The sequence below is a fragment of the Streptomyces sp. L500 genome, from assembly GCF_054551825.1.
In genome coordinates this window covers 448,591-460,070 of record NZ_JBTOLC010000001.1, presented here as the reverse complement: position 1 = coordinate 460,070, position 11,480 = coordinate 448,591, and the positions used below count along the sequence as shown (strand labels likewise).

At 72.5% G+C, this 11,480-nt stretch carries 10 protein-coding genes; 6 read left to right on the top strand and 4 right to left on the bottom strand.

Translation table 11 applies throughout. The features are described 5' to 3' along the window. Positions 1–68: 68 nt before the first annotated feature. Positions 69–668, top strand: a complete 600-nt coding sequence (locus ACX9I7_RS02260) for a biotin transporter BioY (RefSeq protein ID WP_189452361.1) — start codon at positions 69–71, stop codon at positions 666–668. 76 nt (positions 669–744) lie between these two features. Here the strand turns inward: ACX9I7_RS02260 and ACX9I7_RS02255 are convergent, their stop codons facing one another. Further along, positions 745–2,190 (bottom strand): amino acid permease, encoded by a 1,446-nt coding sequence (locus ACX9I7_RS02255; protein ID WP_459386331.1) that lies wholly within the window; start codon positions 2,188–2,190, stop codon positions 745–747. Between the two features lie 180 nt (positions 2,191–2,370). Between ACX9I7_RS02255 and ACX9I7_RS02250 the strand changes: the two genes are divergently transcribed. Together ACX9I7_RS02250 and ACX9I7_RS02245 are read left to right on the top strand one after the other, a co-directional pair. Further along, the gene (locus ACX9I7_RS02250) at positions 2,371–2,859 is read left to right on the top strand and encodes a ribose-5-phosphate isomerase (protein WP_387575775.1); all 489 of its coding nucleotides are present in this window, start codon (positions 2,371–2,373) and stop codon (positions 2,857–2,859) included. A gap of 117 nt (positions 2,860–2,976) precedes the next feature. Further along, positions 2,977–3,789: an Fpg/Nei family DNA glycosylase gene (locus tag ACX9I7_RS02245; protein WP_459386330.1), complete on the top strand. Its 813-nt coding sequence runs from the start codon at positions 2,977–2,979 to the stop codon at positions 3,787–3,789. Between the two features lie 21 nt (positions 3,790–3,810). Here ACX9I7_RS02245 and ACX9I7_RS02240 read toward each other — a convergent pair whose 3' ends face one another. Then, on the bottom strand, positions 3,811–5,067 hold the full coding sequence (locus ACX9I7_RS02240; protein ID WP_459386329.1) for a GNAT family N-acetyltransferase: 1,257 nt from the start codon (positions 5,065–5,067) through the stop codon (positions 3,811–3,813). A gap of 148 nt (positions 5,068–5,215) precedes the next feature. Between ACX9I7_RS02240 and ACX9I7_RS02235 the strand changes: the two genes are divergently transcribed. After that, positions 5,216–6,421 (top strand): PP2C family protein-serine/threonine phosphatase, encoded by a 1,206-nt coding sequence (locus ACX9I7_RS02235; protein ID WP_387575781.1) that lies wholly within the window; start codon positions 5,216–5,218, stop codon positions 6,419–6,421. 78 nt (positions 6,422–6,499) lie between these two features. Further along, positions 6,500–7,390 (top strand): AfsR/SARP family transcriptional regulator, encoded by an 891-nt coding sequence (locus ACX9I7_RS02230; protein WP_459386328.1) that lies wholly within the window; start codon positions 6,500–6,502, stop codon positions 7,388–7,390. A 36-nt stretch (positions 7,391–7,426) separates the two neighbouring features. Here ACX9I7_RS02230 and ACX9I7_RS02225 read toward each other — a convergent pair whose 3' ends face one another. Then, positions 7,427–7,915, bottom strand: coding sequence for a pyridoxamine 5'-phosphate oxidase family protein (locus ACX9I7_RS02225; RefSeq protein WP_126914152.1), 489 nt, complete (start codon positions 7,913–7,915; stop codon positions 7,427–7,429). A 280-nt stretch (positions 7,916–8,195) separates the two neighbouring features. Here ACX9I7_RS02225 and ACX9I7_RS02220 point away from each other — a divergent pair, with 280 nt between their 5' ends. Continuing rightward, on the top strand, positions 8,196–10,550 hold the full coding sequence (locus ACX9I7_RS02220; protein ID WP_459386327.1) for an AfsR/SARP family transcriptional regulator: 2,355 nt from the start codon (positions 8,196–8,198) through the stop codon (positions 10,548–10,550). A 66-nt stretch (positions 10,551–10,616) separates the two neighbouring features. Here the strand turns inward: ACX9I7_RS02220 and ACX9I7_RS02215 are convergent, their stop codons facing one another. Beyond that, positions 10,617–11,459: an NmrA family NAD(P)-binding protein gene (locus ACX9I7_RS02215; RefSeq protein WP_459386326.1), complete on the bottom strand. Its 843-nt coding sequence runs from the start codon at positions 11,457–11,459 to the stop codon at positions 10,617–10,619. Between the last annotated feature and the right edge of the window lie 21 nt (positions 11,460–11,480).

Genomic DNA, 11,480 nt, shown 5'->3' with positions numbered 1-11,480 from the left:
TGCCCAAAGCGTCACGCTCGGCTAACGTCGGCGTGTCCCACCCGTCCCTCATCACTCGCGGAGTACCGATGGCCACCGCCGCCACCCTTCCCCGGACCGGTACGGTCCTCGCCGACCTGCTCCCCGCCTCGACGGCCGGCCGGGCCCGCGTCCGCGACGCCGCCCTGATCGTCGGCGGCGCCGCGCTGACCGGCCTCACCGCCCAGATCGCCGTGCCCGTCCCCGGCTCCCCGGTCCCGGTCAGCGGCCAGACCTTCGCCGCCCTGCTCGTCGGCACCGCGCTCGGCGCCCGCCGCGGCTTCCTCTCCCTCGCCCTGTACGCCGTCGCCGGCGTCGTGGGCATGCCGTGGTTCGCCGAGGCCCGCTCCGGCGCCGCCTTCCCGTCCTTCGGCTATGTGCTGGGCATGCTGCTCGCCGCGACCGTTGTGGGCGCCCTGGCCCGCCGCGGCGCCGACCGCTCCGTGCTGCGCACCGCCGGCACCATGGCCCTGGGCTCCGCGATCATCTACGCGGTCGGCGTCCCCTACCTGGCGCTGGCCACCCACATGTCGTTCGCCGAGGCCGTCGCGGCGGGTCTGACGCCCTTCCTGATCGGTGACGTCCTCAAGGCCGCGCTCGCGATGGGCGCGCTGCCGACGGCGTGGAAGCTGCTGGGCCGCCGCGGCTGACACGTATATATACGAACGGGCCGGGCCCGCACCCCGAGAAGGGGTGCGGGCCCGGCCCGTTTCGCGTACGGCCTGATTACTCCGCCGCCTGGACGGCCTTGCGCCGCTTGTCCAGGACCAGGCCGATGGCCAGGACCAGAACGCCCACGAGGGTGGAGAGCAGGACCTGCTCCCGGTTGTCGCCGCCGTCCACGACCATGTAGCCGAGGACGAAGACGATCATGGCGATGGTGGCCCAGGTCAGGTACGGGAAGAGCCACATCCGGACGACGAGCTTCTCCGGCATCTCGCGCAGGATGACCCCGCGCATCTTCAGCTGCGTGACGCAGATGACCAACCAGACGAAGAGGGCGACGGCACCGGAGGAGTTCAGCAGGAACTTGAAGACGGTGTCGGGCCACAGGTAGTTGAAGCCGACCGAGATGAAGCCGAAGACGACCGAGCCGAGGATCGCCGCCGCCGGGACGCCACGGGCGTTGACCTTGGCGAAGGCCTTCGGCGCGTCACCGCGCTGGCCGAGGGAGAAGGCCATGCGGGAGGCGGTGTAGAGGCCCGAGTTCAGGCAGGACAGCACGGCGGTCAGCACGATCACGTTCATGATCTGGCCGGCGTGCGGGATGCCGATCGAGTCGAGGGCCGCGACGTAGCTGCCCTTCTCGGCGATCTCCTTGGAGTCCCAGGGGAGCAGGGAGACCACGACGAGGATCGAGCCCAGGTAGAAGACGCCGATGCGCCAGATGACGCTGTTGGTGGCCTGGGTCACCGCGCGCTGCGGGTCCTCGGACTCACCGGCGGCCAGGGTGACGATCTCGCTGCCCATGAAGGAGAAGACGACCATCAGCACACCGGTGAGGATCGCCCCGGGGCCGTGCGGCAGGAAGCCGCCGTGCGAGGTGAGGAAGTCGAAACCGTTGCCCGGGTTGTCGGAGCCGGGCAGCACGCCGAAGACGGCGAGCAGACCGATGACGACGAACGCGGCGATCGCCACGACCTTGATGCCGGCGAACCAGAACTCGAACTCGCCGTAGGAGCTGACCGAGGCCAGGTTGGTGGCCGTGAGGACGACCATCACGATCAGGGCCCAGCCCCACTGCGGCACGGCCGGGACCCAGCCGTGGAGGATCTTGGCACCGGCGGTCGCCTCGACCGCGAGCACGACGACCCAGAAGAACCAGTACAGCCAGCCGATGGTGAAACCGGCCCAGCGGCCCAGCGCCTTGTCCGCGTAGGCGGAGAAGGAACCGGAGGTGGGGTTGGCGGCGGCCATCTCGCCGAGCATCCGCATCACGAAGACGACCATCGCGCCCACGAGGGCGTACGAGATCAGGATGCCGGGACCGGCGGCGGCGATGCCGGAGGCGGAACCCACGAAGAGGCCCGCGCCGATGACACCACCGATAGCGATCATGGACAGGTGGCGGTTCTTGAGTCCGGCCTTCAGGCCGTCCCCGCCCGACGCCGGGGCGTTGCCGGGATCGCCGGTCGTCGACCCCTTCGTCATGGTCGGCGGTGTCGCGCTCATCTGCACGTTCCTTCGGGTTGTTCCTCTGGGTCTCGGGTTGCGAGCCACCGAATTAGAACTTCTTGATGCCGCCTTTAGGAAGACCCGAATCCATTTCGTTGTGTTCACCGAGAGTTACGAAAGGGGGTCACCGGCCCCTGCTGACCGATCCGCCCCCGGGGTCGTGCCACACTCGGACGCATGCGCGTGTACCTCGGTTCCGACCATGCCGGCTACGAACTCAAGAACCACCTCGTCGAGTGGCTCAAGGCCCAGGGCCATGAGGCCGTCGACTGCGGTCCCCACATCTACGACGCCCAGGACGACTACCCGCCCTTCTGCCTCCGCGCCGCCGAGAAGACGGCCGCGGACGCCGACGCCCTCGGCATCGTGATCGGTGGCTCGGGCAACGGCGAGGCGATCGCCGCGAACAAGGTCGAGGGCGTCCGGGCCGCCCTGGCCTGGAGCGAGCAGACGGCCTCCCTCGGCCGTGAGCACAACAACGCCAACGTCATCAGCGTCGGCGCCCGTATGCACACGCAGGAGGAGGCGACGAAGTTCGTCGAGATCTTCCTGGCCACGCCGTACTCCGGTGACGAGCGTCACACGCGCCGCATCGAGATGCTGAGCCGCTACGAGACCACGGGCGAACTCCCGGCCATCCCGGCCCACCACCCGCAGCAGGACTGACGGGATCTTTCCCTCACCCACCCGGTTCCGGGCAATCGGGCGGGTGGGTGGGGGAGGCCCGCCGCGAAGCGGCGGGGAGACACCCACGGCCCGCGGCCGAAAGGAAACAGCAGCCCCATGCCCGAAGGGCATACGATCCACCGCCTGGCGGCGGACCACCACAAGGCGTTCGCGGGACGAACCGTCCGCGCGACCAGCCCCCAGGGCAAGTTCTCCGACAGCGCGGCGCTGATAGACGGCCAGGTCCTGGAAACCGCCGAAGCCCACGGCAAACACCTTTTCCTCGGCTTCGCCGCAACCGGCTGGGTCCACATCCACCTCGGCCTGTTCGGCAAATACACCTGGGGCACCGGCCAGGCGGCCCCGCCCCCCACGGACACCGTCCGCCTCCGCCTGGCGAACCCCACCGCGTACGCGGACCTGCGCGGCCCGACGACCTGCGCGCTGATCACCGACGGCGAGAAGCAAGCGATACACGACCGCCTGGGCCCCGACCCGCTGCGCCCCGGGGACGACGGCGGCCGCGCCTACGCCCGGGTCTCCCGCAGCCGCACGAGCGTCGCCGCCCTCCTCATGGACCAGAAGGTCGTCGCGGGCGTCGGCAACGTCTACCGGGCCGAGGTCCTCTTCCGGCACGGCATCGACCCGTACCGCGCCGGCCGTGACGTGACCCGCCGCGAGTGGGACGCGATCTGGGCGGACCTCGTGGACCTCATGCGCGAGGGCGTGCGCAACAACCGCATCGACACCGTGCGCCCCGAGCACACCCCCGAGGCCATGGGCCGCCCGCCGCGCGTGGACGACCACGGCGGCGAGGTCTACGTCTACCGCAGCGCGGACCGGCCGTGCCTGGTCTGCGGCGGCGCGATCCGCACCGCGGACCTGGCCGCCCGCAACCTCTTCTGGTGCCCGACCTGCCAGCAGGCGTGACCGCCACAAGGCGACAACCCGTCAGAACCCGTGCGGCAGCCAAGGCGCGACCGCGCTCATAAAGCCGGTCGACGCCTCCGCCAGCGCCCCCTCCCGCAGCTCCCGGACCCGCCCCGCGCCCGCCAGCGCGGCCAGTGACGTCCCGCCCAGATAGGCGGCGCCCAGCTCCCGCGCGGACAGCGCCAGGTCGGCCGCGTCGCGCGTCCGCGCGCACGTCGCGCCCTTGGCGTCGCCGGTCAGCCGCCACCGCCCGGTGTTCCAGGGGCAGAACGCGTCCGTCACGTCGAGGACGACGTCCACGGGCGCCGCGTACGTCCGCGCCGCGAGCGCGTCGCCGACGTCGACCAACCGCAGGTGCAGCTGGTCGGCGACCTGGACGTCGCAGCGCCGGATGTCGTCGACGAGCTGGAGCAGCGGATCGTCGACGGGGAGGCTGAACGCGTCGATCTCCGAGGTCAGGTCGAGGCCGAAGAGGTAGCGCCACAGGGCGGCGCGCGCCGCCGGGGTCAGGGCCTCCAGATCGCGCAGGACGACCGTGCCCCGGGGGCCGCGCCGGTCCCAGGAGGGCCGGATCGCGTAGCGGGCGTACCCGACGGTCTCGCCGTCGGCCTCGGCCAGCACGCAGTTCAGGGGCGAGGCGCCGTCCCGCCTGTCCACGGGGTCGAGCAGGGGCACGGCGTCCCACGCGGGCTGCCGGGCGAGCATCCCGGGGCGGGTGGTGACCCGGCGCGCGTACACCTCTTCGCACGCGGCACGCGCGTCCTCGGGCGCCGACAAGCGGATCCGCACACCATCTGTTGCGTATGAGCCGTCTGTGACTGATGGGTCTTCCGGTATGACAAGTCGCACACGGGAGGTGTCGACACGCGCGTGAATTCTGTGTGTCGCGATTCCGTACCCGAACCGCCCGTAGATCCCCGGCTCGGAGGCGGTCAGCGCGGCCAGCGGCTCACGCCGCTCCCGGACGCCCTCCAGCAGGTGCCGCATCATCGACGTCAGCACCCCCTGCCTGCGGTGCGTCGGCCGGACGCCCACCATGGTCACGCCCGCCGCCGGCACCAGCGCCCCGCCCGGAACCGCCATCCGGAAGGCGAAAGAGCCCGCCGAACCCACCACGTCGGGCCCGTCCCAGGCCCCGATCGAGCGGTCGAAACGGGTCAGTTCCCGCCACAGCGTCCGCTCCTCCGGCGTCTCCGGTACGCCACCGAAAGCCAGCTCCAAGGTGCCGTACCACTGATCCCAATCGGCCGGCCGCAGTACCCGTAGATCCGTCGTCATAACCCATGCCTAGCAACGCAATCCCGTTCAAGCGAACGAATTTCGCATATGGTTGCTCTCCGGGTGCTGACCCGGCGCTCCGAAGGCAGCCGTGTCGGCGCGGCGTGAATCGACGCACCGCCGAATGGGTGGATAAGGTCCCGATGCAATGACTGGCGGTGCGGAGACTCCGACGGCCCGGATGCGCAAAGCACTGCACCGGGCCCGCACGAGCATGCGCAAAGCCGGGGTCGACTACTTCCGCGGCGACGGCTCCGACTCGGTCGCCCTCACCGCCCTGCTGCTGGCCGTCCCCGCCCTCGCCTGGGGCACCGTCGCCCAGCCCGAGTGGTGCGCCCCGGCCGCGCTCGTCCTGCCCATCGTCGCGGGCGGCCTGCTGCTGCGCCCCGCGAGCCTGCTGGGCCTGTACGCCGCGTCGGCCGCCGCCCTCATCATGGAGTCGGCGCTCCTCGACGACCCCTCCCACCACGGCGCGGAACGCGTCACCCCCGGCACCATCCTCGTCGTGGCGGCGGTCGGTTTCTTCGGCCTGCTGATCGCGCAGTTCCGCAGCCGGGTCGGGGTCCCCTGGAGACGCGGCGGAACGATGCTCTTCGACCTCCGCGAACGCATCCGCGTCCAGAGCAAGCTCCCCAAGCTGCCCCGGGGCTGGCACCGCGAGATGGCGCTGCGCCCGGCCGGCGGCCAGTCCTTCTCCGGCGACTTCGTCGTGGCCGCGCGCACCAACGGCGGCCGCACCCTGGAGGTCGTCCTGACGGACGTCTCCGGCAAGGGCATGGACGCCGCCTCGCGGGCCCTGCTGCTCTCCGGCGCCTTCGGCGGCCTCCTCGGCTCCCTCCCGCCCCACGCCTTCCTCCCGGCCGCCAACGCCTACCTCCTGCGCCAGGACTGGGACGAGGGGTTCGCCACCTCCGTCCACCTCGTCCTCGACCTGGAGACGGGCGACTACGAGCTGCTGTCCGCCGGCCACCTGCCCGGCCTCCAGCTCTGCGCCGGCACGGGCCGCTGGGAGGAGAAGGCCGCCGAGGGCCCCCTGCTGGGCGTCTACGACGGCGCCCAGTTCGACCCCGTGAAGGGCAGGCTGCGCCCCGGCGACGTCCTGATGCTCTTCACGGACGGCCTGGTGGAGACGAACGAGCGCGAGCTGACGGAGGGCATGGACCGCCTCACGGGCGAGGCCGACCGCTACGTCACCTCGGGCTTCCACGGCGCGGCCTGGCACCTGATCGAGGCGGTGGCCAAGGACGTCAACGACGACCGCGCCCTGCTGCTCATCTGCCGCGAGACGGGAGCGGTGCCGGCGAGCCGGAAGTCGCCGTCCGCGGGAAAACAAACCGTCCGTCCGGCAAAGTGACACTCTAAAAATCCGATAGGCAAGATTCCGGCCATCTGCGCCTACCCTCGGGGCCAGCCCAGGAGAAGAAGGTGCGTCGTGAGGTTCAGACTGATCGGCCCGTTCGAGTTCGTGACCGACGAGGGCGAGGTCCGCCGGGCGGGGACGCCCAAGGTCTCGCAGACACTGGCCCTCCTGCTGATACGGGCGAACGAGATCGTCACGACCGAGTCCCTCATCCGCGAACTGTGGCAGGGCGCCGCGCCGCGCAGCGCCCTGAACACCGTGCAGACCTACATCCACCACGCCCGCAAACTGCTGGCGCAGGAGGGCCGCCCCGCCGGCCGCGACCCGCTGCTGACGCTGCGGCCCGGCGGCTACATGATGCGGGTGGACCCGGAGGCCGTCGACATCAAGGTCTTCGAGTGCCTGGTGGCCCAGGCCAGGGCCGACGTCCGGGAGTGCCGCCACGAGAGCGCGGAGGCCGCGCTCGGCCGGGCCCTGGACATCTGGCGGGGGCCGCTGCTGGTGAACGTGCCCACGGGCGACGTGCTGTCGAGCCGCATCGCCCGGCTGGAGGAGATCCGGGTGCGGGCCCTGGAGCTGCGCATCGAGGTGTGGGCCGCGCTCGGCCGGCAGCGCGACGCCATCGCCGAACTGCGGGTGCTGGTCCACGACTACCCGCTCAACGAGTCCTTCCACGGTCAGCTGATCGCGGCCCTCCACCAGGCCGGGCGGCGGGCCGAGGCGCTCCAGGCGTACCGGCAGATGCACCGCATCCTCTGGGACGAGCTGGGCCTGGAGCCCTCCGGCGATATCCAGCGGCTGCACCAGGAGATGCTCGTCACGCCCCCGTCGTCGTCCCCGCCGGCGCGGCGGGCGCCCGCCGGGTCGTCGCGCCGGCCGCCGCAGCGCACGGCCTCCCTGGGCGGCCCGCCGCCCGCCGGCCTCGCCTGGCGCCGGCCCTGCCGCCCCGAGCTCGCGCCCTGACCGCCGATGCCACCGCCGGGCGGTCCGGGGGATGTCTCAGCGCTGCGTCTCGTCTGTCCAAATCCGACTGGTCAAATCCGTACCGCGCAGTACTTGTACACGCCAAGGATCAATGCGGAGAACGTGGTACTGGGGATCGGTGGGGCCCTCGCGCCAGAAGTTGCGCGGGTTGTAGCCGACGCCGGCGGGGCTGCCCTTCCGGTAGAGGTCCCAGGCGTATGCCCGCGTCTCGGCGTCCGTCGCCCAGGTGGAGACGCTGTCGATGAACACCGCGTTCTGGCGCGGATTCCAGTAGGAATAGGTGGTGTGCGGGTTGTTCGCCAGGTGCGCGGCCTTGACCGGCGTCTTGTAGGCGGCGAGCCAGCCGACCGGCCGGCCGTCGACCACCTCCCATATCGGCAGCAGCACCCGCGCGCGGGGCCGCCCCTTCCGGTCGACGGTGATCATTGTGCAGTAGACGATGTCCCGGATGTATTCGAAGAACTTGTCCTCGATTTCGGAGAACGTCGTAACTTTCGTGGCCACAGCGGATCCTCGGCATTCATCATGAGTCGTCCTGTCCGCCGTCAGCATGCATGGCCCGAACCCGCTGCGGAAGGAGGCACTTTCACCTCACCCACGCACCGCCGGGGTACCGCGCGCACGGCACCGGTGGACGGCACCGGTAGGCGACCCGAACCTCAAGAGAACCTCAAGAGACGGCTGACACCATGGCCGCCCAATAGCACTCTCCTCAGGGCACGCGGCCGGGTGGTGCCGCCCGTTCGTGCCCGGTTCGGTGACGTCCTTTTGGGGTGGGGTAACCATGCAATTCGGATTGCTGGGGCCGTTGGAAGTCCTTTCGGACGGCGTGCCGGTGGTGCTGGGCGGGACCAAACAACGAGCCACTCTGGGCTCGCTCCTGCTCCAGGCCAACCGAGTCGTCCCGACGAGCGAACTCCTCGGCTCGCTGTGGGACGGTGACGGCGCGCCGGCCACGGCGCGCAAGATCCTGCAGAACGCGGTGTGGGCCCTGCGCGGCCTGCTCACCGCCGGTGGCACCCGCGTCAACACCGCGGAGCTGATCACCAAAGCGCCCGGCTACATGCTCAAGGTCGATCCCGCGCGCGTCGACCTGTTCGTCTTCCGGCAGCGGGTGGCGGACGGCCGGGCCGCACTGGCCGCGCAGGCGCCCGAGGCCGCCGCGGTCCTGCTGCGCGAAGCACTGGACCTGTGGCGCGGGCCCGTCCTCGCCGACCTCGTGGAGGCGGGCGTCGCCTGGCCGGAACTGACCGCCGCCGAGAAGGCGCGGCTCGACGCGATGGAGGACTTCTTCGAGGCGGAACTCGCCTGCGGGCGCCACCACACGGTCCTGGGACGGCTGGAGGCGATGGTCGAGGGCCAGCCCCACCGGGAGCGGTCCTCCGGGCAGCTGATGCTCGCGCTCTACCGCTGCGGCCGCCAGGCCGACGCCCTCAACCTCTACGACCGGGTGCGCGCCGCCCTGGGCGAGGGCCTCGGCCTGGAACCCGGCCGAGGACTCCGCATGCTCCAGCGCGCGATCCTCCAGCACGACCCGTCCCTGCTGACACCGGGCGCCCCGGGGCCCGTTCCGCACACGCCGCCGCTCGCGGTGGCGCCGGCGTCGCCGGGCGGGGCGGGGTCCGGTGCGGCGGGACGTCCGATGGTGGGCCCGACGTCCGGGCCGGTGCCCGGGCTGACACGGGACCTGACGTCCGGGCCGGTGCCCGGCCTGGGGGTCCCGGCGGCGTACGTGGACACCCCGGCCGACGGCCCGGCGTACCGTCCGTCACGCGGCCCCGCCTCCGGCCCGGGAACCCCGCCGGGGCATCCGGACGCACCGGACACCGGCGCCGCCGCCCCCGAACGCATGACGGTCAGCGCCCTCCTGCTGTGCGCCCGCCCCGTGGGCTGGCGCACGGCGAGCCCCGGGAGCGCCGACTCCGCGTTCGAAGGGCTCGGCAGCATGATCCGCGAGGAAGTCGAGCGCTGCGGTGGCACGTTCGTGACGAACATCGGCTCCGTCGCCCTCGCGCTGTTCGGCATCCACGACCCGCGCGGCGCGGCCGAGCGGGCGGTCCGCGCGGCGCTGGCCGTACGGACGCGGTGCGGTGCCGACGGCGGCGCCGCGGTGACCGCCGCCGTGACGTCGGGCCCCGCGCTCGTCCGGCTGCCGGGCGGCGACGGCGCCGGGGGCGCCGACGGGGCGCCGCCCACGGTCGCCGGGACCCTGCTCGACGACGGCCGGGCCCTGCTGGCCCGGGTGCCGGACGGCCGGGTGTGGCTGTGCGGCACCACGCGCCACGACATCTCCGGCGCCCTCCACCTGCGCAGAGCCGCCGGCCGGCCGGACGCGTGGGAGGTCCTGGGCGTGCGGGGCGAGCCCGGGGCGCCGCGGGCGTACGCGCGCCTCGCGGCCGTCGGGGAGCACGACCACGAACTCGACCTGGTGGCCGGGCTGCTGGAGTGGTCGCGGCTGCGCGGGCTGTCCCACCTGGTGACCGTGCTCGGCGAGCCCGGGTCGGGCAAGACCCGCTTCCTGGGCGACTTCGAGCGCCGCGCCCTGGAGGCGGCCCGGGCGCCCGTGCGGATCGTCACCGCCTATCCGCCCGACGACGACGATCCGGGCCCCCTGGCGCTCCCGGCCCTCGTCCTGGCCGAGTGCTGCGACATCCTGCCGGGCGACTCCATCGACACGGCCCACGACAAGCTGAACGCCGCCCTCCGGCGCCAGACGGCCGATGCCGACGAGCGCCACCGGCTCCACCAGCGGCTGCTGCCGCTGCTGTCGCCCGTGGGCGCCGCGCTGCGCCGCCCGGACGTCGGCGACGTCCTCGACGCGTGGCGGGAGTTCACGGTCGCGGCGGCCCGCGTCCAGCCGCTGGTGGTGGCCGTGGATGACATGCACCTGGCTGGGGACGAGTTGCTCGGCTGCGTCGAGTCGCTCGCCGACACCGGGGCGGACGACGCGGCGGCGCTCCTCGTCGTCGTCACCGCCCGGCCCGATCTGCTGCGCCGCCACCCGTGCTGGGCCGGCAGCATGCGGCGCGCGGTCACCATCACCCTGACGCCCCCGGCCGGCGCGCGCCCCGAACCGTCCGTGGCCGAACCGTCCGTGGCCGGGCGGGGCGCGCCCTGCGAGGGGCGGATCGCCGTATGACGTAAAGGCTCTACGAAGTGAAGGCGGTGGCCTCCCCCGAGTGTCAGGGGGAGGCCACCGCCTCGTTCAGCCGTTCCAGACCCCGGTGGCGGCGGCCCGTGCCACGAACTCCGAGAAGTCGCGCGGCGGCCGGCCGAGCACCCGCTGGACGGTGTCCGTGGGGGTGGCGTTCCTGCCGTCCCTGATCGTGGCGACGAGGTCGGCCACGAAGACGGCGTAGTCCTCCGCGACGTCGTACGAGACGAGCTCGGCGACGTAGTCCTCGTGGGAGACCGGCGTGTAGCGCACGGTGCGGCCCGTGGCCCGGGCGATCTCGCCGACGGCCTCGTCGAAGCTCAGGGCGCGCGGCCCGCTCAGCTCGTGGATCTGCCCGCCGTGGCCGTCCTCCAGGAGCGCGGTCACGGCGACGGCGGCGACGTCCTCGGCGTCCACGAACGGCTCGCGGCCGCTGCCCGCGGGCAGCGCCAGCTCACCGGCGAGGATGCCGTCGAGCAGGACGCCCTCGTCGAAGTTCTGGGCGAACCAGTTGGGGCGCAGCAGGGTCCACTCGGCGCCGGACTCCCGGACCGCCCGTTCCCCGGCGACCAGGGACTTGCCGCCCACGGTGTCGGTGACGCGGGCCTGGAGGACCACCAGCCGCCGGACACCGAGGTCGACCGCCCGCTTCGTCAGGTCGCGGATCTGAGCCTCCGCGTCCCACTCGCCCGGCTTGTCCTGCCGGTCGACGAGGTAGGCGGTGTCCGACCCGGCGAGGGCGGGCTCCCAGGTGGCCGTGTCGTCCCAGTCGAAGCGGACTTCACCGGAGCGGCTCGCCGCGCGGACCTTCGCGCCGCGTTCCCGCAGCCCTTTCACGACACGGCGGCCGGTCTTGCCGGTGCCGCCGAGCACCACGATCTTTCTGTCGGACATGGTGGCCACGACCTTTCCGTC